Source organism: Pseudomonas sp. NPDC087804, from assembly GCF_044742965.1.
GTDB classification, from domain to species: Bacteria; Pseudomonadota; Gammaproteobacteria; order Pseudomonadales; family Pseudomonadaceae; genus Aquipseudomonas; species Aquipseudomonas rustica.
This window is the reverse complement of the sequence record NZ_JBIUVN010000006.1, coordinates 65,258-85,161: the sequence shown is the minus strand read 5'-3', so window position 1 is coordinate 85,161 and position 19,904 is coordinate 65,258. Positions and strand designations below refer to the sequence as shown.

The window sequence follows — 19,904 nt, the reverse complement described above, 5'->3', positions numbered from 1 at the left end:
CATCAGCAGTGCAGACAGTGAATGAGTATTCAGCGGGAAGGCTTCTAGACGATCCTCGCTAACGAGTGCCGCATCAAGAACACTCGTCTTTGACGTCGGAATTTTTTTAACTTTTTGGATCTCGCGTTTTAGTTCTCTCGCGGATTTGTTGCTTGAGGAATCGCTGGAGCAGAATAATTGCAGGTGTTTGGTTGATCTGGCAGTTGGGGTCTTATCGGCTCTTTTTGATTGGTCAGGGCCACTGCTGCCGGGCATGCATTATTCGCAGCACTTGCACGCATTCATCTTTAATCATGTAGACGATGATGTAATTAGAAGCTGCAACGATTTCTCGTGTGCCTTCAACCCTGCCCTTTCTGTACAAGGTCGGGCGCTGTCGAGCGACTTCCCCTTTTGATTCGAATATTTCGTCGAGATCGGCCGCTGCAACAGGGTTGTCCTGACTAATGCGTTCCATGATTCGGTCTCGGTCGTCATGCGCCTCGGGGCGCCAGACCAACTTCATCAGCGCGCTCGTTGACGGAGAGCATCGCGTTTGGCTGCAAATATTCGGCGGCTGTCTTCATCGCTGATGCTCGGCCTTGGATCATCAATGCTGAGTTGCACCTGACGCTTGAACCATTCCTCATAAGCGGCCGCCTCGTGGGCCTGTTTCATTGCTTCGGCACGGTCAGGCCGAGCGTAGGTTTTCAGTTGCTGCGGGTCGTAACTGGAGGCATCTACATTGAAGTGGCTGATGCCCATTCCCCGCAAGTAGCTCACCAGCGTTTCAAGCCGCTTGAACAGTCGTACCTGACCACTACGCTGTGCTGCCAGCGAGCATTCTTTTCTTCCCTGCAAAATTTGAATCGACCAGCCACCCGGTTGAGCGACGATATTTGTGCTGCTGACTGACCCGTTTTCAATCAAGCGAGCGAGGGTGCTGTGATCGATAGTTTCAGTGGTCATGAAGATGAGCCCTTGATTGAACAGTGGCTCCCATCGTACGCAATCAATAGTAGTTTGCAAAATTCAACTCCTGCTTTGGACGTTGGTTTTCGAGCATTCATGCTCTCTGGTGTGGGGGATTTTTAAGCCGGAGCTTTCCAGTTGAGCATTTGCTGCTGGGCAACTTGCAGCAGATCACAACCATCCTGCGTCAGCAGATAGAGGGCGTGGGTGATGTGGGGGATGTCTTCGACGTCGGCTTGTTTGAAGTTGAGGCAGTAGAGGGTGCGTAGCAGGTCGCTTGATGCGCGTAAGCGCTGGACGGCGCATTCGAGGATGTCTTGGGGGTTGGCTTCTGTGTCGATGATCAGTGGGTTGGTGTCAGTGAGATTGGATTCGAGTGTTCGGTAGCGGTCGGTGGTGAATTGATTCCATGTTTTCATTTTATTGATCCTCAATTGCTTCCGGGAGAAGCCACCACATCGTGACCAAGCGACAGGAGGCGACTGTGTTCGGGTTGGTCAACCGGTGAGGATCGTGCACATACCCGGCACACCCGAAGGTGTCCCAAACACAGTCACCATAAACTGCAGGCAATTGAGTGCCGGCAGCATACAGCGCATGCGTGCGCACGATCCATTCGGGTGACCAAGCCCGAGTCGCTGATTGGCAGCGACAGTCACAACTATAGATTCGCGCCCTCAAATCCCGATAGTCGACGAAGCGGTCTGTCCTTGTAGGAACTGGACGAAGATTGCATCGGACGTTCCTAACGATCCTTCAACGTTTTTCAACGCAAATGCACATACGCAGAAATATCCAGCAAACTCGTCGCCAACCCAGTAGCCGGTTGGTAAATCGGGCCTTTCACAGTCGAGAACGGCACGCCTTTGCTGCCGAGGGAAACATAACGTTCGCCCTGATCCAGTTCGGTGAAGTAGGTGTAGGAATAGTTGTGCATTAATTGATATCTGGCCTCGTCGCGGGCGATGCCATTGGTGAGGTTTTCCAGGTCGGTCTGGGTCAGGTTGAGGGTTTTGTCGAGTGTTGAGCCCCAGCGCTTCAGGCAGATCTCAGCCAGGTGGCGAACGATGCGGCCGGGTTCGGTCAGCACTTTCAGGTCGCTGGCATTGGTCGGCACGCCGCCAGTGGAAGTGGCGTTGCCCGCGAGGGTGGCATGGCGACCGGCCATTGGATAAATGGAGGTTTTGGTGCCGGTGGCGGTTTGCGGGATCACGCAGCTAAAACCTTTGGAGCGCTCATCGCGGGCGTAGACGCCGACGTACTCTTTGACGTTGCTGCCGAGTTTGACGCGTTGCTCCTGAAAGTTGGCGATGCCCGGCACCGGGTCAATCGCAAAGATGTTCACCGGAATGTTTTGCAGTGCGCTGTCCTTGAGCATCGCGTTGGCCAGCATGTGGCAACTAATACCGCCACGACTCCAGCCTACCAAGTTAACCGTGGTCGGAATAACGCCATCTTTACGGAAAGTCTTGATGATTTGTTCCTGTAACTTCTGCTGGGTGACGCTGCGGTCGCCGTAGTTATATTTACGCCAGAACCAAGAGCCTTCCACTTTTACATCTTCAATGGGAATGCCGGCGGCTTTAAGTCGGTTGTATTCGACTTCGGTCAGTTGTTCACGTTGCCATTCACATTGGCCTTTTATGATGTTCATGGCGTGCTGAACGTTTTCTTCCCAGCCCTTGCCGAACAGTGTGCCGCTTAGGCCGTAGTCTTTGTTCTCGGTGAATAGATCATCGGCCTGCAGGTTGCCGCTGCCGGGGCCGTCGACGACGATCCATTCAGCGAACTCGCGGCCTGTATGGTGAGAGGCGAGAGTGGAAACCAGTTCGCCGTCCCAGAAGTTTTCATGTTGGGTATCGAACTTGTTAGAACCTGTGCCGCAAAAAAATATAGTGACGACTGTCATGATGTTGACCTTGTTGGTGATAAGAACCAACAAGTTAGTGTGCGTCCCGCTCATTAATAAAGCGCTGGGTTGTATCCGGGTTTGTGGTTTTTTATTGAGGTCGGGTTATTTAAGTTGCAGCTTGGCAACTTGCAGCAGGTCGCAGCCATCTTGCACCAATAAATAAAGCGCATTGACTATGTGCGGAATATCTTTCGCGTCGGCCTGTTTGAAACACATACAGTAAAGTGTTTCCAGCAGATCACTGGCGGCGCGCAAGCGTTGATCGGCGGCATCGAGCAGATCGCTGTGACTGGCGGCGGTGTCGATCAACATCACGGGTTTTTCGCTGTAGCAGGTTTTGAGTGGCTGGTAACGGTCGATCATGGTGAGGCTTGTCCTGTTCGAAGACGCTCGGGTCGGCCGACAGAGTGCTTTCAGCCGCGCCGGCCACTATAGAAGGGCGCTGCGCAGCGGGACAAGACGGCCGCAATGGACAGTGTTTGTAGGGGGTTTTCCGGGTTTTACGGATTTTCCCTACGTGATTTTTCGGCATATTCGAGGCAAAACCTCTACGCGGAAAATTCCTACCTGCTTGTCAGGTAATTCGCCGTACATGGCGGTCCGGTGCGCGACAGAATCTGTAGGGCGTTTGCAAACGTCCGACACGCGCTTAAAGGGAAAACGGCGGGCGTGCAGGCTGCTCCCACAGAATTTACGTGACCGCTGTATCATTCCGAATCGATTTGGCCCCGACCTTTTCTCGACTCGCTGCGATTGCCCGCTAGGCTGTTGGCATGGCAGCGGTCAAAGGAGTGACAGCGAATGCACAACACCCTGGAACAGGTTTTTGGTTATCCACAGTTTCGTCCCGGACAAGAGGCCGCGATCAGCGCGGTGCTGGCCGGGCGCTCGGCGGCGGCGATTTTTCCCACCGGCTCCGGCAAGTCCCTTTGCTATCAAATATCGGCGTTGTTGCTGCCGCACCTGACGCTGGTGGTCTCGCCATTGCTGGCGCTGATGCAGGATCAATTGGCGTTCCTGCAACGCCACGGCATTTCAGCGGGCAGCATTGATTCTGCGCAGAGCCGCGAAGACGCCAATGACGTGATGGCGCGTGCTCGAACGGGTGAATTGAAGATCCTGATGATCTCGGTGGAGCGTTTGAAAAACGAGCGTTTCCGCAATTTTTTGCAGCAGGTACCGATCTCCTTGCTGGTGGTGGACGAGGCACACTGTATTTCCGAGTGGGGCCACAATTTCCGTCCCGACTACCTAAAGCTGCCGGACTATCAACGGCAGTTCAACATCCCGCAAACCTTACTGCTGACGGCTACTGCGACGCCGAAAGTCATCGTCGACATGCAGAGCAAATTCGCCATCGCTCCAGAGGATGTGGTGACCACCGGTTTCTACCGGCCCAACCTCAATCTGTTGGTGGAACCGGTGCGTGGTCAGGACAAACGTCGGCGTCTGGTGGAGTGGATGAGTGAGCGGCCGGGGCAGCCCAGCATCGTCTACGTGACCTTGCAGAAAACCGCTGAACACATCGCCGAACACCTTGAACGCAACGGCATTCAGGCCGAGGCGTATCACGCCGGTTTGCCCCACGATAAGCGTGAAGGCATCCAGAAACGTTTCATGGCCGGGCAGTCCAATTGCATCGTCGCGACCATCGCGTTCGGCATGGGCATCGATAAGAGTGACATCCGCAATGTGGTGCACTTCGACCTGCCTAAATCCATCGAAAACTACAGTCAGGAAATCGGCCGCGCCGGGCGAGACGGGCAGCCCTCGGACTGTCTGGTGCTGGCCAACCGCGACAGCCTCAACGTGCTGGAAAACTTCGTCTACGGCGATACGCCGGAGCGCGATGGCATTCGTTATGTGCTCGACGAACTGAAGGCTTCGGTGCCGGACGGGCAGTGGGAGTTTTTGCTCGGGCCGTTGGCGGATCAAAGCAACATTCGTTCGTTGCCGCTGAAGACATTATTGGTGCAACTGGAGCTGCGTGGCTTGATCGCGCCGCGCTACGCCTATTACGCCGAGTACCGCTTCAAATACCTGGTGGAACCGGACGCATTGCTCTCGCGTTTCGAGGGTGAGCGCAGGGATTTTGTCGCGGCGATTATTCAGACCTCCAATCGCGCACGCACATGGGCGACGGTGAGTTTCGACGCGATGTACGAACAGTATTCAGCCGAGCGTAATCGCGTGGTGACGGCGCTGGATTATTTTCAGGAGAAGGGCTGGGTCGAGCTTGAAAGCAAGCAGATGACTGAGGTCTACAGCCTGCTGCACAGCGACTTTGACAGTGACGTGTTGAGTGGCGAGTTGCACGACTACTTCACTCGGCATGAACAAACCGAAGTGGCGAGGATTCACGCGATGCTTGAGGTGTTCGCCACTGAGCGGTGTTTGGGTTATCGACTGGCCGAGTACTTCGGTGACCACGATGCGCCCGAGCGTTGTGGGCATTGTTCGGTGTGTCATGGGCAGGTTGCACGCTTGCCGGCGCCGCCGGAATTGCCGCCTCTTGTGGATAAAAACTTCGCGGCGCTGTGTGGTGATTTTATCCACAGGCATGAACAACACACGGGCAGCGTTCCGACGGCGGAGCGGCTGACACGGTTTTTGTGCGGGATCAGCGTGCCGCTGTTTACCAAGCTCAAGGCGCGGGCGATTCCCGGGTATGCGGCGCTGGAGGAATACCCCTACGCCGAGGTGCGCAGCTGGGCGCAAGATCACCTCTAACCCTTGTAGGAGCTGCCGAAGGCTGCGATCTTTTGATCTTTTGATCTTTTGTTTGGGCCGTGGGTTTTGGGGGCATATCCGTTGCTGCGGTTGGGGCTTCTGGCGGTTTCGCTCTTACAGCGACTCACTTTTCCAGACGCCGAAAAGTAAGCAAAAGGCTTTGCCCCCGGCGTACGGCACTTCGCTTAGGCTCAGTGTTCCCTCGCTACGGTGTTCATCCGGGGGGCATCGCCTACGGTTTGCTTCGCTGCACCTCCTCTCGATGTGTGCGGCTGCGCCGCACGGCGCTGCGCGCCTGCCCCGGATGAACACCTACGCTCGGCCTGCCGATGAGGGCGAAAATCAAAAGCCAGATCATAAGCCGAAGCCAAAGCAGATCAAAAGATCGCAGCCTTCGGCAGCTCCTACATGATCAAGACAAGGGCTCTATCCATCCGCTGAATGTCGATCATCACGGTAATAAACTTCAAAAAACGTCGTCGGCTGACTATGGTGAGACCAGTCTTTGGATCGCCAACAAGAGAACAATATGAGCCAGACATCCTTCGATATTCAGCAGGCCGCCGTGATCGGCGCGGGCACCATGGGCCGTGGCATCGTCATGTGCCTGGCCAATGCCGGCGTGACAGTGCAGTGGGTAGATAACAACCCACAGATGCTTGAGCAGGCACTTGCCACCGTTGCCGACACCTATGCACACAATGTACGGCAGGGGCGCATTGATCAGGCCGAGGCTGATGCGCGTATCGCCCGGGTCAGTGCGGCGGCGGATTACGCGGCGATTCGCAATGTCGATCTGGTGATCGAAGCGGTGTACGAGAATCTTGAACTGAAGCAGAAGATCTTCCGTGAGCTGGATGGCTTGCTGAAGCCTGAAGCGCTATTGGCGAGCAATACATCGGCACTGGATATTGATGCGATTGCGGCGGCGACAAAACGTCCGGAACAAGTGCTGGGCCTGCATTTCTTCAGCCCGGCGCACATCATGAAACTGCTGGAAATCGTTCGCGGCGCGCAGACCTCACCAGCAGCTCTGGACGCCGCACTGGCTTTGGGCAAGCGCATGGGCAAAGTCAGCGTGGTGTCGGGCAACTGCCATGGTTTTATCGGCAACCGCATGCTGCATCCGTATGTGCTCGAGGCGCGCAAGATGTTGCTTGAAGGCGCTTATCCACAGCAGGTCGATGCCGCGTTGGAAGGTTTCGGTTTCGCCATGGGGCCGTTTCGCATGTACGACGTGGTCGGCATCGATCTGGAATGGCGCGCGCGCGAGTTGGCCGGCAAGGGCCAGGATGCGCCAGAGGTGCAGGTGGATAATCGCTTGTGCGAAATGGGTCGATTCGGGCAGAAGTCCGGCAACGGTTATTACCATTACGAGCCGGGCAGTCGTCAGGCTGAGCATGATCCTGAGGTCGATGCGCTGGTGTTGCAGGTCAGCGAAGGCTTGGGCTTTCAGCGCCGTGAGATCGGCCCGGAGGAGATTCTCGAGCGCTCCCTGCTGGCATTGGTCAACGAAGGGGCGAAGATTCTCCAGGAAGGTATTGCCGAGTCTGCCCATGACATTGATCTGGTGTATTTGAATGGCTACGGCTTCCCGGCGGATAAGGGCGGGCCGATGGCCTGGGCGGATCAGCAGGGGCTGGCGGATATTCATCAGCGGCTGTTGGCGCTGGAGACGCGGCAGGGCGATCAATGGAAACCGGCGCGGTTGATTGGTGAGTTGGTGGCGCAGGGGAAAGTTTTTTCAGATCGTTAAGATCTGGCGGCTGTACTGACGTCTTCGCGAGCAGGCTCGCTCCCACATTGGATCTCGGTTTCCTGTGGGAGCGAGCCTGCTCGCGAATGGGCGCCACGATTTTCAATTAGACTCGCCACACTATTTCCAGGGATTGCTGATCAATGTCCAACCCGATGCCTCAACGCACCGACTACCCGCACTTCCAGCCCATCACCACACGCTGGCACGACAACGACGCCTATGGTCACGTCAACAACGTCACCTACTACAGCTTCTTCGACACCGCCGTGAACACTTACCTGATCCAGGTCGGTGGTCTGGATATCCATGACGGGGAAGTGGTGGGTTTCGTGGTCAGTTCGGCATGCGATTACTTCGCCTCGATCGCGTTCCCGGATCTGATCGAGATCGGATTGCGGGTTGGCAAGTTGGGCAACAGTTCGGTGCAGTACGAACTGGCGGTGTTCAAGGTCGGCGAAAGCGAGGCCTGTGCGGCCGGGCGATTCGTGCATGTGTTCGTGGATCGGGCGAGCAATCAGCCGGTGCCGATTCCGGGCGAATTGCGTCAGGCGCTGGAACGTCTGGTGGTGGGATAAAGCAAAAAGATCGCAGCCTGCGGCAGCTCCTACATTGATCTGTGTAGGAGCTGCCGCAGGCTGCGATCTTTTGATCTACTTGCCGCCAATCAGCAATCAGCGGTGGCGATAATACTTGTGATGCTTGCGGTGACCATAGGCATGGCCGCGACCACGGTGGTCGTCGCGGTAGTAGCGACGGTTATCACGACCGCGATCATAGTGACGATCATCGTCATCGCTCTTGTTGCCCATGTAGTTGCCCAGCGCGCCACCGGCACCGCCACCTGCGGCCGAACCGATCAGGCTGCCAGTGCTGCCGCCGAGGCTGCGACCGACCACGTTACCGCCAGCAGCGCCCAACGCACCGCCAATGGCTGCTTCGCCACGGCTGCGTTTGTCGGCGCCGACTGCGCTACCACCCGCGCCGCCCAAGGCTGCGCCAATGGTGGAACCTGTATTGCCGCCTAAAGACTGACCGACGACCGAGCCAAGAACCCCGCCCAATGCGCCGCCAACACCTGCTTCGGTGGTGCCGCCTGCCGACGCAAAACCACTGACCAGGCCAAGGGACAACAAGAGAATCTGGGAGAACTTCATAGAGGAGCCTCAAAGGGATGACGGCGCCGATCCTGAGGCTGTGTAACAAGCGTGACAATCGAAATCCGACGAATAGCACGACTTGTATACAATTTCGCAAGTTACTGTTTTGTATACGGAACTTATCTGTTTTTTGCCGGTCTTTAATTACTTCGGACAGGCCGCTTTTGTGAAAAAGCGGCCTTTTTTGTGGGCGTTCGAAAGGCAAAAAACGAAAAGATCGCAGCCTTGTGTTAAGCCGACTTGGCCATGATCAACCCCGTCTCACTCGCCGCTTCCAACCGGATCGCGATGAACTTCGACGTCGGCGTATGGCTGCCATCCCCGGTGCTCTCCAGCGGCACCAGTGGATTCACCTCTGGATAATATGCCGCCGCCTGCCCCGCCGGAATATCAAACGCCAGCAAGGTAAAGCCTTTCACCCGACGCTCACGACCGTCGTCCCAAAGCGACACGATGTCAGCCTTCTGCCCCGGACGGAAGCCCAGGCGAATGATGTCCGCTTCATTGGCAAACAACACATCGCGTTGGCCCTTCACCCCGCGATAACGGTCATCGAGCCCATAAATCGTCGTGTTGTATTGATCGTGAGAACGCATCGATTGCAGGATCAGATCCGGCAGTTGTCCAGTCGCACGAGTGCGTTCGTGCACCAGATCCTTCGGCAGCATGTTCGCGCGGAAATTGGCGCGGCCCGACGGAGTGTTCCACTTGCGCGCACCGGCGCTGTTGCCAAGGTAGAAACCGCCCGGGTTTTTTACCTTCTCGTTGAATTCCTTGAAGCCCGGAATGGTGTCGGCGATCAGGTCGCGAATGCGCGCGTAATCGGCCACCAGCCAGTTCCAGTCCACCGGTTTGCTGCCCAGCGTAGCGGCGGCGATGCCGGCGATGATCGACGGCTCCGAGCGCATCTGGTTCGACAGCGGCTGCAACTGGCCGTTGGAGGCGTGAACCATGCTGAACGAGTCTTCCACGGTGACCGCTTGCGGGCCTTCAGTCTGGATGTCGATGTCGGTACGACCGAGGCACGGCAGGATCAGCGCGTCTTTACCGTGAGCCAAGTGGCTGCGGTTGAGCTTGGTGCTTATCTGTACGGTCAGGTCGCAATTGCTCAGCGCTTCGAAAGTGCGTGGGCTGTCCGGCGTGGCTTGAGCGAAGTTGCCGCCCAGACCGATGAATACTTTGGCGCGACCTTCGGCCATCGCATGAATCGCCTCGACCACGTTGTGGCCGTTATGACGCGGCACCTTGAACTGGAAGCGCCGCTCCAGAGAATCGAGGAACGCCACCGGCGGACGCTCGTTGATGCCCATCGTGCGGTCGCCCTGCACGTTACTGTGGCCGCGCACCGGGCACAGGCCGGCGCCCGGTTTGCCGATGTTGCCGCGCAGCAGCATCAGGTTGGCGATTTCCTGAATGGTCGGCACCGAATGGCGGTGCTGGGTGATGCCCATCGCCCAACACATGATTACGTTTTTGCCTTTGGCGTACATGCGCGCGGCTTGCTCGATGTCCACGAGGGTCAGGCCGGATTGCTCGACGATCTGCTCCCACGGCGTGTCATCAACGACACCGAGATACTCCAGCACATTGGCGCTATGAGCATTGAGGAAGTCGTGATCGAACACCGCTGGCGCGCCAGCCTTCTGCGCATCGCGTTCCCATTGCAGGAGGAATTTGGCCATGCCGCGCAACAGCGCCATGTCGCCGCCGAGTGCCGGACGGAAGTAGGCGGTGTTGGTCGGCTTGTCGCCGTTGGTGAGCATTTCGATTGGATGTTGCGGGTGCTGGAAACGCTCCAGTCCGCGCTCTTTCAACGGATTGATGCACACCACTTGCGCGCCGCGTTTCACCGCTTCACGCAACGGTTCGAGCATGCGTGGATGATTGGTGCCGGGGTTCTGGCCCCAAACGAAAATCGCATCGGCGTGTTCGAAATCATCGAAGGTCACGGTGCCTTTGCCGACGCCGACACTCTGCGCCAACGCCACGCCGCTGGCTTCGTGGCACATGTTCGAGCAGTCAGGGAAGTTGTTGGTGCCGAAGGCGCGCACGAATAGCTGATACAGATAAGCCGCTTCATTGCTGGCACGACCCGAGGTGTAGAACTCGGCCAGATCCGGGCTCGGCAGACTTTGCAGGTGTTTGGCAATCAGCGCGTAGGCGTTGTCCCAACTGATCGGTTTGTAGCGATCAGTTTCGGCGTCGTAGACCATCGGTTCGGTCAGACGGCCCTGATACTCCAGCCAGTAATCGCTCTGTTCCAGCAACGAAGTGACGCTGTGCTTGGCGAAGAACTTGGCATCGACGCGGCGCTTGGTCGCTTCCCAGTTCACCGCTTTCGCGCCGTTCTCGCAGAACTTGACCATGCCGCTTTCCGGCGAATCGCCCCACGCGCAACCCGGGCAGTCGAAGCCGCCGTTCTGGTTGGTCTTGAGCATCATGCGCAGGTTTTTCAGGGCGTTGTCGCTGGTCAACCAGGCCTGAGCCACACTGATCAGGGCACCCCAGCCGCCGGCTGCGCCTTTGTAAGGCTTGTAGCGCGGGACGGGTTTCTGGTCGGCTTGATGATGTTGGCTCACGCTTGATTCTCCATCGCGGGGCTATACACCCGCGGCGCACTTTTCTGCGGCAGGTGGATGAGATTGAGGTTGTGTCGACGGGCCCATTGCACGGCGAGGCCCGTGGGCGCGGACAGGCTGACCAGGGTCTGGATGCCGGCGCGCAACACTTTCTGGATCAATTCGAGGCTGCAACGGCTAGTGACAATTGCCAGTCCGCCTTCGGTGGATATCTTCTGGCGGATCAGTCCGCCGATCAGTTTGTCGAGCGCGTTGTGCCGGCCAATGTCTTCGCGACCGAGCAGCAGTTCGCCGCTGGCGTTCATGAACACTGCCGCGTGTACCGCGCCGCAGTACTGACCCAAAGGCTGAAACGCACTGATGCGCTGACGCAAACCATCAAGCCATTCAATCGGTGGCAACGGCGCGCCGGGCAGCACTTTCAGATCAGGCAACGCCTGTTCCACCGCTTCGACGCCACACAATCCGCAACCGCTGGTGCCAGCCATTTGCCGACGTTGCTGCTTGAGGTTCCAGAAGGCGCGATTAGCGATGGTCACTTGCGCGTATTGCGCCGAGCCGGCGCCGGTCAGTTGCAGGTCATAGATGTCGGTCGCGTCTTCGATGATGCCGCTGCCGAGGCTGAAGCCGACGATGAAGTCTTCCAGGTCAGTTGGCGTCACCAGCATCACGGCTTGGCTGATGCCGTTGTAGGCGATCGCCAACGCGACTTCCTCAGCGAGCGCAGTGCTCGCCGACTCTTCGCGGGGAAGATCGCTGTAGCTGTAGGTCTGGCTGGCGGCAGGCGCGGGCGTTTCGAGTGCAGGCGCCGCGCAAGTTGGGCGCTTGGCGTTCATGGCATCACCGACGGTTTGATCAACGTTAAGACTAGGCGCGTCAAGTTGTCGCGTCTAATCGCTACTGTCGATGTATTGATAGATGGCGTCGATCAAGGTGCCTTTTCCGTACGCATACGGTTACAGAGTCATTGGTCGGCTCGGAACCGGGTTTGCCTGACGTGGTCTAGGCTTGGGCATCTGGAACCCAAATCAAGGAGTGTGCGCTATGAGTCTTTTGAGCTTTGTGAAAGAAGCGGGAGAGAAGCTGCTGGATCTGCTGACCCCCGGTAACGCCAATGCCAGTGAGCAATTGAAGGATCACATCAATAAGGTCGGGCTGGGCAATCCGAATGTGCAGGCAACGGTAGATGGCGACAAAGTCACCGTGACCGGAGAAGTGGCAAGTCAGGAAGAGAAAGAGAAAATCCTGCTGGCCGTTGGCAACATTGCCGGTGTTGGCAGTGTTGATGATCAGATCACCGTGAGCGGCCCGGTTGCGACGGCTGCGCAGTTTGTTGTGGTCAAGTCGGGTGACACCCTCAGCGCGATTTCACTGCGCGTGTACGGTGATGCCAACAAGTATCAAAAGATTTTCGATGCCAACAAACCGATGCTCAAGGATGTGAACAAAATCTATCCGGGTCAGACACTGCGTATTCCTGAGTAATCCGCAAACCCTGTAGGAGCTGCCGCAGGCTGCGATCTTTTGATCTTGTTTTTTACAAATCAAAGTCAAAAGATCGCAGCCTGCGGCAGCTCCTACAGTGGGGTCACAGGCCTGAGATGAGGTCGCGGTAGTCTTCGACTGCCGCGAATTCGGCCGTGTCTTTCGGGCCTTTGCGGCTGTCGGGTTGTTTGACTGCCAGCAAGTGCGCCACACCATAATCCCGCGCACTGCGCAGAATCGGCAAGGTGTCGTCGATAAACAGACTGCGTGCCGGATCAAAACCGATATCTGCCTGCAACGCGTCCCAGAACTGCGGGTTTTCCTTGGGGAAACCGTAATCATGCGAGCTGATCAGCCGCTCGAAGTACGGTGCCAGTTCAATCCGTTCCAGTTTCAGCGACAGTGAGTCACGGTGCGCGTTGGTGATCATGATCACCCGTTTCCCGGCGCGTTTTATTGCTTCCAGAAAAGTATCCGCATCAGGACGCAAAGCGATCAGGTGAGCGGTTTCCTGTTTCAACTCACGCACTGACAGCTTCAGTTCGCTGCTCCAGAAATCCAGGCAATACCACTGCAACTGACCTGCATGGCGTTCGAACAGCGGCTGCAATTCCATCTCGGCCATCGCGCGGCTGACCCCGTGCAGTTCGGCGTAGCGCTGGGGCAGGTGTTCCAGCCAGAAATGGTTGTCGAAGTGCAGATCCAGCAGCGTGCCGTCCATGTCCAGCAGGACGGTATCGATGTCGGACCAGGGTAAAGAAGGCATGGCAACGTCTCGAAACGGTAGAAAGATATCCGACGTAAACAATCGGGAAAGCCGCGTTATAGTAGCGCGTTCACGCCAAGGAGCTTTGCATGCGCCAGAAACCTACCGTACTCGCCCGCGAGATCGTCGCCACCAGTCGTCTGTTTTGCGTCGAAGAACTCAAGCTGCGTTTTTCCAATGGCGTGGAGCGCACCTACGAGCGGCTGGTCGGCAAGGGCGCCGGCTATGGCGCGGTAATGATCGTGGCAATGCTCGATGCCGAGCACGCGGTGCTGATCGAGGAATACTGCGGCGGTACCGATGAGTACGAATTATCGCTGCCCAAAGGTTTGATCGAGCCGGGCGAAGACGTGCTGGCGGCGGCTGAACGTGAGCTCAAGGAAGAAGCCGGTTTTGGCGCGCGGCAACTGGAGCATCTGACCGAGCTGTCGCTGTCGCCCGGTTACATGAGCCAGAAGATTCAGGTGGTGCTGGCCACCGATCTCTACGAAGAGCGGCTGGAGGGCGACGAGCCCGAGCCGATGCGGGTCGACAAGGTCAATCTGCGTGATCTGTCGGCGCTGGCGCAAAATCCGCAATTCTCCGAAGGCCGCGCATTGGCGGCGCTGTATCTGACCCGTGACTTGCTGACGCAGCGTGGGTTCTTTCAGTCGTGAGTGACCTGTCGATGAATTTCCCCCATCCGTTGATGGCGCCAGTGGTTGAACTGGCATTGCAGGCCGGCGAAGCGATTTTGCCGTTCTGGCGCGCAGGCGTTGAAGTCACCGCTAAGGCCGATGATTCACCGGTGACGGCGGCGGATCTGGCGGCGCACCATTTGATTCTGGCCGGGCTGACCGCGCTGGATCCGAGTATTCCGGTGCTGTCTGAAGAAGACGCGAACATTCCTCAAAACGTACGTGCCGGATGGACGCGCTGGTGGTTGGTGGATCCGCTGGATGGCACCAAAGAATTCATCAGCGGCAGTGAAGAATTTACCGTCAACATTGCGTTGATCGAAAACGGTCGGGTGGTGTTTGGCGTGGTGTCGATGCCGACCAACGGTCGCTTTTACGTCGGTGGTGCCGGGCTTGGCGCGTGGCGTTGCGACAAGGGCGGCGCACCGGTTTCGATTCAGGTGCGGGATGTGCCTGGGCCGGGTGAGGCGTTTACGGTTGTCGCCAGCCGTCGGCATTCCAGCCCTGAGCAGGAGCGTTTGCTGGCGGGCTTGAGCGCCAGCCTCGGTGAACTGCAGTTGGCGAACATCGGCAGCTCGCTGAAGTTTTGCCTGCTGGCGGAAGGGGCTGCCGATTGCTATCCGCGACTGGCGCCGACTTCGCAGTGGGACACGGCGGCGGCGCAGGGTGTGCTGGAAGGGGCGGGGGGCGAGGTACTGGATTTACGCGGTGAGGCGTTTTGTTATCCGGCGCGGGAATCGCTGTTGAACGAGTTCTTTTTGGCGCTGCCGGCGAAGGCGGCCTGGCGGGCGAGGTTGTTGGAGTTGGCGCGCGGGTAAGTGGGCTGATCCAGAATCCCCCTCACCCCAGCCCTCTCCCCCAGGAGAGGGAGCCGATCTTCATGCGCTTCAAAACTTGAGTTCGACTCGATATCTCAGGTCGATGCAAATCGAGAGAACAACCCGGTCAGTCCCCTCTCCCCCCGGGAGAGGGTTAGGGTGAGGGGCTTTTGATCGTCAGCGGTGCAACACGTACTGCCCGCTAAACGTCACCGCATCGATATCACTCCCGACATTGACGATCCGCGTCTGCAACACCAACCGCGCCCGCCCATGCCGCTGATACATCGCCAAAAACTTCTTCCACACCCGCTCATCAGGCGCCGGGCAAATCGCCGTGGCATCGCCCGTCACCGGCAGCGGATAATTGATCTGCCCTTCCTGAATCACGATGTGCCCGTCGGTGATCCCTTCTTCTTTCAAACGTAAATGCAACCAGCCCCAACCCGCCAGCACCGCGCCGCAATATAGACTGCCGCCGAACATGGTGCTCTTGTGGTTGACGTTGGGATCGAGCGGCAAATACAGACTCAATTGCTGCTCGCGCCAGTCGAGCACCCGCAGGCCCATGTCGCGGGTCAGCGGAATGTCGTGATGAAGCACCGACTCCAGATAGTGACTGTCTGTGCTCATTCGTTTTCGTCCCCGTGGCTGCTGTCACCAAAATTCAGACCGTGCTTGCGCAATTTGTCGTGCAAGGTCTTGCGCGGAACGCCCAGTGCTTCGGCGAGGCTGCGCACCGAGCTGTGCGAGCGCGCCAGTTCGGCGGCAATCAGCGATTTCTCGAAGTGTTCCACTTGTTCGCTTAGCCCGCCTTCGACAACTGCAACAGTCACACCGTCGACACCTTCAACAGCACTGTTATCCAGCGCCAGTTCCAGACCGAGGGCAAAGCGTTCTGCGGCGTTTTGCAGTTCACGCACGTTGCCCGGCCAGGTGTGGCGCAGCAGCAAAGCACGTTGTGCCGGTTGCAATTCATGCGGCGGCAAACCGTGGCGGGCACTGGCTTCGTCGGCGTAATGCTGGAACAGCATCAGCGCATCTTCGCCACGTTCGCGCAGCGGCGGAATGCGCAGCGGCGCGACGTTGAGGCGGTAGTACAAGTCGGCGCGGAAACGCCCCTGATCAGCCGCCTGACGCAGGTCTTCCTTGGTCGCGGCGATGACGCGGATGTCCAGCGGGATCAACTGATTGCCACCGAGTCGCTCGACCACACGTTCCTGGAGCATGCGCAGCAATTTCACCTGCACGTCCATGCTCATGCTTTCGATTTCATCGAGAAACAGCGTGCCACCATTGGCGAATTCGAACTTGCCGATCCGGCGTTTCTGCGCGCCAGTGAAGGCGCCCGGTTCGTGGCCGAACAGTTCGCTTTCGACCACGGACTCGGCCAATGCGCCGGCGTTGATCGCCACAAACGGCCCGTTGCGTCGGCTCGACAGATCATGCAGCGCGCGGGCGACGACCTCTTTGCCAGCGCCAGTTTCACCGAGGATCAGCACGTCAGCCTTGGTCGCCGCCAGTGCGCCAATCTGCTCACGCAGGCGCAGCATCGGCGCCGATTGGCCGACCAGTCGCGCGCTCAACTCATTGCGATCGCTGAGGGCCAGACGCAGGCTGCGGTTGTCCAGCACCAATCGGCGCAGGGCTAACGCGCGGCGCACGCTGTCGAGTAGTGCATCGCTGGCGAAAGGTTTTTCGAGAAAGTCGTAAGCGCCGGCGCGCATCGCTTGCACCGCCAGCGGCACATCGCCATGGCCGGTGATCAACAGCACTGGCAACTCCGGATCCTGAGCGTGCAGTTCGCTGAGCAATTCCAGACCGTCCATGCCCGGCATGCGAATGTCGCTGACCACCACACCGGGCCAGTCACGCTCAAGTTGTGCGGCGAGGCCTTTGGCTTCGGACAGCGGCAGGATTTTCAGGCCGGCCAGATCCAGAGTCTGGCCGAGGGCCTGACGCAGGTGCGGATCGTCGTCGATCAACACCACCTGAATGCGATTGTCGATGGTCATGCACTTCGATCCTCGGACGGTTGCAGGCTGACCCCGGGCGCACCGGCGCGCAGCCGCAGGGTGATCAAGGCGCCGCCTTGCTTGTGGTTGGCGAACGACAGTTCACCGCCGAAGGCGCGCATCAGGGTTTCGCAAATGGCCAAACCCAGACCAAGCCCCTGCGTGCGGGTCTTGGTGGTGTAAAACGGCTCGCTGGCACGGCCGAGGGCTTCCATGCAAAAGCCCGGGCCGTTGTCACGAATGTACAGATTGACGCCCTCGGCGGTGGATTCGGCACTCAGCCACAATTTGCGCGGCGGGCCTTTTTCGGTGAGCGCATCGAGGGCGTTGGCCAATAGATTGCCGAGCACCTGGCGCAACCGGGTTTCCCCGGCTTCGACCCACAACGTGGCGGCGGGCAAATCGCGGATCAGCTCGACTTCCATGCTGCGCCGACGTTTGGCCAGCAGTGCCAAGGCATCGTCCAGCGCCGGTTGCAGGGCAACGCTTTCCGGAGCATGACGATCGCGGCGGGCGAAGGCGCGCAGGTGGGCGATGATCGAAGCCATGCGCCCGGTCAGTTCGCTGATCAGTTTGAGGTTGCCGCGCGCGTCGTCGGTGCGCTGATGATCGAGCAGCACTTCGGCGTTTTCCGCGTAACTGCGGATCGCCGCCAGCGGCTGATTGAGTTCGTGACTGATGCTTGCCGACATCGTCCCCAGCGCCGACAGTTTGCCGGCCTGTACCAGGTCATCCTGCGCACGCACCAGTTCCTGCTGCGCCTGTTCGCGCTCCAGCACTTCCTGTTTCAGGCGCCGGTTGAGGCCTTCGAGGTCGCTGGTACGTTCGGCAACACGACCTTCGAGTTCGCGGCGCGCCTTGGCTTCGAAAGCGATGCGTTCCAGATAATGACGGCGGCGCTGCATCATCAAACCGAGCAACAACATCACCACCAGCAACGTGGCGCCACCGATGGCCACGACCGTGCGCACCGGGCGATCGATCAGCGTGCGCGGGGCAAGGATGCTGACACTCCAGCCGGTTTCGGCGATGTCGTGGGTCTGGATCAGCCAGGCAGTGGGGCTGAGATTCAGCGGTCGAGGCTCGCGGGTTGGATAAGGCTGGATCGCTGTGATCGCAGAGCGTTCAGCTTCACTCAACTCGCGGGTCGAGCGGAAACGCCATTCCGGCCGCGAGGTGAGAATGACCACGCCGTTGTGGTCGGTCACCAGCAGTTGTTCCGGAGTTTTGCCCCAAAGACTTTCGGTGTGATCGAGATCGACCTTGATCACCAATACGCCGATGATTTTCTCGCCGTTGCGCACGGCGGCGGCGAAGAAGTAACCGCGTTTGGCTGACGTGGTACCGAGCCCGAAAAAGCGCCCCAGACGCCCGGCCATCGCTTCACTGAAATACGGCCGGAAGGAGAAATTACGGCCGACAAAACTGTCGTGCTTATCCCAGTTGGAGGCCGCTAGCGTCTGGCCGCTGGTGTCCATCAGGTACATGACTTCGGCGCCGGTTTGCGCGGCGATATTTTTCAGCAGGCGATTGGCGTTGCCTTGGGTGACACCGTCATCTGGCGCGCCAAGGACAGAGCGCAGCGCGGGCAGATCACCGAGGATCTGCGGCAACACTTCGTAGCGGTGCAGGGTGCCCAGCAGGTTGGCGACGTAGAGGTCGAGGGTCTGGCGGTTCTGGCCGGCCAGTTCGCTACGGTAATACCGCTCGGCAAGATGTTCCAGCGGCCACAACAGCGGCGCCAGACACAGCGCCAGCAACGCGAGGCTGCGCCAGCGGGGTCTGCGGGGAAGGGTTGGTTTCATGCCGAATGCGCCTGTGGGGAACAGGCGCATTATGCCTAGGCTCAGGCGAAGACGTCAGCGTCCTTGAGCAACGCGGCAGCCTGATCCTTGGCGGACAGCTTCGGCGCTTCGTCCAACTGCCAGTCGATGCCCAGAGCAGGATCATCCCAGCGAATGCTGCGCTCGGACGTTGGGTCATAGTAGTTGGTGGTTTTGTACAGGAATTCGGCGAACTCGCTCAGCACCACGAAACCATGGGCGAAACCTTCCGGTACCCACAGTTGGCGATGATTTTCAGCAGAAAGACGCACCGCCACAGACTTGCCGAAATGCGGCGAACTGCGACGAATATCCACGGCTACGTCCAGCACTTCACCGACGGTGACGCGAACCAATTTGCCTTGGGTGTTTTGCAGTTGGTAATGCAGACCACGCAGTACACCTTTTTGCGAACGCGAGTGGTTGTCCTGCACGAATTGAGTGTCCAGACCGGTCGCATCCTGGAACGCCTTGGCGTTGAAACTCTCGTAAAAGAAGCCGCGCTCGTCACCGAAAACTTTGGGTTCGATGATCAGAACACCGGGCAGATCGGTGGTGATGACATTCATGTGAATTTTCCAGTGATGGGTGTGAATGGTCGACATTCTTGCGCAAAGTGCCGGTTAGCGCGAGTGTTGACCGTCATGAGCGATTCAATCGACCTCTCCAAAGTACCAGCGCTCTTCTTCATAGGTCTCCCCATTGCAGTCTTCAACGGTGTAACGCAGGCCTCTCTCTCCCATGCCCGGCGGTAAAACGAGCGCCCATTCTTCGGCCAGGCTTCTTGCGGTCTCGACATATTCACTGTCTGCAGGTGGGATATGGCTGCGGTGGTAGTTCAGATCTGTATAGATACATATTTCGCTGGAAAACATGTCTGGCAGGCAAATGACGGCCACCACCCTGCAATCCACCTTATGTTCCGGTCTGGACATTCGCAGGTGCTGGGCTGCATTGATCAGGGCCTGCGCACATTGCCTTTTGAGATCCGCCGTTGCCTGTTTCCCCTCAACCATCGACATGTGAATCGGTATTTTCCAGTTGCAGTATTTTTCCTCTTCGCTGAGGACGGCTGGAAAGTAACCGTCAAAGTCAGCGGCCCAAGCGGCTAACGCACGCAGGTGGCGAGGGATATTGCGGACTTTTTTGTTGGAGAGGGCGAGGCGGCGCTGGGACATTTGGCTGGTTGCTTCCGTGCTGACGACGTTCAAGGGGTTCAGGTTGAACAGTGA

Annotated in this window: 20 protein-coding genes; 6 read left to right on the top strand and 14 right to left on the bottom strand. The window is 58.2% G+C overall.

The genetic code is table 11. The features are described from left to right. Positions 1-232 precede the first annotated feature (232 nt). The 5 genes from ACIOMO_RS12350 to ACIOMO_RS12330 form a co-directional block, all read right to left on the bottom strand. Positions 233-505: a type II toxin-antitoxin system RelE/ParE family toxin gene (locus ACIOMO_RS12350; protein ID WP_401240928.1), complete on the bottom strand. Its 273-nt coding sequence runs from the start codon at positions 503-505 to the stop codon at positions 233-235. Further along, positions 505-948 carry a hypothetical protein gene (locus ACIOMO_RS12345; RefSeq protein ID WP_159812010.1) on the bottom strand — a complete coding sequence of 148 codons (444 nt, stop codon included), beginning with the start codon at positions 946-948 and terminating at the stop codon, positions 505-507. The genes ACIOMO_RS12350 and ACIOMO_RS12345 overlap by 1 nt, the downstream gene beginning before the upstream one ends. 122 nt (positions 949-1,070) lie before the next feature. Continuing rightward, positions 1,071-1,370, bottom strand: coding sequence for a hypothetical protein (locus ACIOMO_RS12340; RefSeq protein ID WP_053116536.1), 300 nt, complete (start codon positions 1,368-1,370; stop codon positions 1,071-1,073). A gap of 347 nt (positions 1,371-1,717) precedes the next feature. Continuing rightward, complete coding sequence (locus tag ACIOMO_RS12335) at positions 1,718-2,860, bottom strand: hypothetical protein (protein WP_401240925.1); 1,143 nt, start codon at positions 2,858-2,860, stop codon at positions 1,718-1,720. A 105-nt stretch (positions 2,861-2,965) separates the two neighbouring features. Beyond that, entirely contained in the window at positions 2,966-3,226 is a 261-nt protein-coding gene (locus ACIOMO_RS12330; protein WP_053116537.1) for a hypothetical protein, read from the bottom strand. A gap of 438 nt (positions 3,227-3,664) precedes the next feature. Here ACIOMO_RS12330 and ACIOMO_RS12325 point away from each other — a divergent pair, with 438 nt between their 5' ends. From ACIOMO_RS12325 to ACIOMO_RS12315, 3 genes are all read left to right on the top strand, one after another. Next, positions 3,665-5,593: an ATP-dependent DNA helicase RecQ gene (locus ACIOMO_RS12325; protein ID WP_401240922.1), complete on the top strand. Its 1,929-nt coding sequence runs from the start codon at positions 3,665-3,667 to the stop codon at positions 5,591-5,593. Positions 5,594-6,122: 529 nt separating this feature from the next. Then, entirely contained in the window at positions 6,123-7,349 is a 1,227-nt protein-coding gene (locus tag ACIOMO_RS12320) for a 3-hydroxyacyl-CoA dehydrogenase NAD-binding domain-containing protein (RefSeq protein ID WP_401240919.1), read from the top strand. A 143-nt stretch (positions 7,350-7,492) separates the two neighbouring features. Beyond that, complete coding sequence (locus tag ACIOMO_RS12315; protein ID WP_159812014.1) at positions 7,493-7,927, top strand: thioesterase family protein; 435 nt, start codon at positions 7,493-7,495, stop codon at positions 7,925-7,927. Positions 7,928-8,023: 96 nt separating this feature from the next. Here the strand turns inward: ACIOMO_RS12315 and ACIOMO_RS12310 are convergent, their stop codons facing one another. The 3 genes from ACIOMO_RS12310 to fdhD all read right to left on the bottom strand — a co-directional run bounded on the left by ACIOMO_RS12310 (position 8,024) and on the right by fdhD (position 11,924). Beyond that, on the bottom strand, positions 8,024-8,506 hold the full coding sequence (locus tag ACIOMO_RS12310; RefSeq protein ID WP_053116541.1) for a glycine zipper domain-containing protein: 483 nt from the start codon (positions 8,504-8,506) through the stop codon (positions 8,024-8,026). 233 nt (positions 8,507-8,739) lie between these two features. Further along, the gene (locus ACIOMO_RS12305; RefSeq protein WP_401240916.1) at positions 8,740-11,088 is read right to left on the bottom strand and encodes an FdhF/YdeP family oxidoreductase; all 2,349 of its coding nucleotides are present in this window, start codon (positions 11,086-11,088) and stop codon (positions 8,740-8,742) included. Continuing rightward, positions 11,085-11,924 (bottom strand): formate dehydrogenase accessory sulfurtransferase FdhD, encoded by an 840-nt coding sequence (gene fdhD, locus ACIOMO_RS12300; RefSeq protein ID WP_212544766.1) that lies wholly within the window; start codon positions 11,922-11,924, stop codon positions 11,085-11,087. Before fdhD ends, ACIOMO_RS12305 begins: the two co-directional genes overlap by 4 nt. A gap of 208 nt (positions 11,925-12,132) precedes the next feature. Here fdhD and lysM point away from each other — a divergent pair, with 208 nt between their 5' ends. Then, entirely contained in the window at positions 12,133-12,573 is a 441-nt protein-coding gene (lysM, locus tag ACIOMO_RS12295) for a peptidoglycan-binding protein LysM (RefSeq protein WP_401240913.1), read from the top strand. Between the two features lie 103 nt (positions 12,574-12,676). Here the strand turns inward: lysM and yrfG are convergent, their stop codons facing one another. Next, complete coding sequence (gene yrfG, locus ACIOMO_RS12290; RefSeq protein ID WP_401240910.1) at positions 12,677-13,339, bottom strand: GMP/IMP nucleotidase; 663 nt, start codon at positions 13,337-13,339, stop codon at positions 12,677-12,679. A gap of 89 nt (positions 13,340-13,428) precedes the next feature. Here yrfG and nudE point away from each other — a divergent pair, with 89 nt between their 5' ends. Together nudE and cysQ are read left to right on the top strand one after the other, a co-directional pair. Continuing rightward, entirely contained in the window at positions 13,429-13,995 is a 567-nt protein-coding gene (gene nudE / locus ACIOMO_RS12285; RefSeq protein WP_053116546.1) for an ADP compounds hydrolase NudE, read from the top strand. Between the two features lie 11 nt (positions 13,996-14,006). After that, positions 14,007-14,834 (top strand): 3'(2'),5'-bisphosphate nucleotidase CysQ, encoded by an 828-nt coding sequence (gene cysQ / locus ACIOMO_RS12280; protein ID WP_401240907.1) that lies wholly within the window; start codon positions 14,007-14,009, stop codon positions 14,832-14,834. Between the two features lie 177 nt (positions 14,835-15,011). On the opposite strand, the gene ACIOMO_RS12275 is transcribed toward cysQ, so the two are convergent. From ACIOMO_RS12275 to ACIOMO_RS12255, 5 genes are all read right to left on the bottom strand, one after another. Then, positions 15,012-15,467 carry a YiiD C-terminal domain-containing protein gene (locus ACIOMO_RS12275; protein ID WP_401240905.1) on the bottom strand — a complete coding sequence of 152 codons (456 nt, stop codon included), beginning with the start codon at positions 15,465-15,467 and terminating at the stop codon, positions 15,012-15,014. Continuing rightward, positions 15,464-16,849, bottom strand: coding sequence for a sigma-54 dependent transcriptional regulator (locus ACIOMO_RS12270; protein WP_212544770.1), 1,386 nt, complete (start codon positions 16,847-16,849; stop codon positions 15,464-15,466). Before ACIOMO_RS12270 ends, ACIOMO_RS12275 begins: the two co-directional genes overlap by 4 nt. Beyond that, positions 16,846-18,654: an ATP-binding protein gene (locus tag ACIOMO_RS12265; RefSeq protein ID WP_159812021.1), complete on the bottom strand. Its 1,809-nt coding sequence runs from the start codon at positions 18,652-18,654 to the stop codon at positions 16,846-16,848. Before ACIOMO_RS12265 ends, ACIOMO_RS12270 begins: the two co-directional genes overlap by 4 nt. A 41-nt stretch (positions 18,655-18,695) precedes the next feature. Then, the gene (rfbC, locus tag ACIOMO_RS12260) at positions 18,696-19,241 is read right to left on the bottom strand and encodes a dTDP-4-dehydrorhamnose 3,5-epimerase (protein WP_212549971.1); all 546 of its coding nucleotides are present in this window, start codon (positions 19,239-19,241) and stop codon (positions 18,696-18,698) included. A gap of 84 nt (positions 19,242-19,325) precedes the next feature. Next, the gene (locus tag ACIOMO_RS12255; RefSeq protein WP_212549970.1) at positions 19,326-19,850 is read right to left on the bottom strand and encodes a DUF3916 domain-containing protein; all 525 of its coding nucleotides are present in this window, start codon (positions 19,848-19,850) and stop codon (positions 19,326-19,328) included. Between the last annotated feature and the right edge of the window lie 54 nt (positions 19,851-19,904).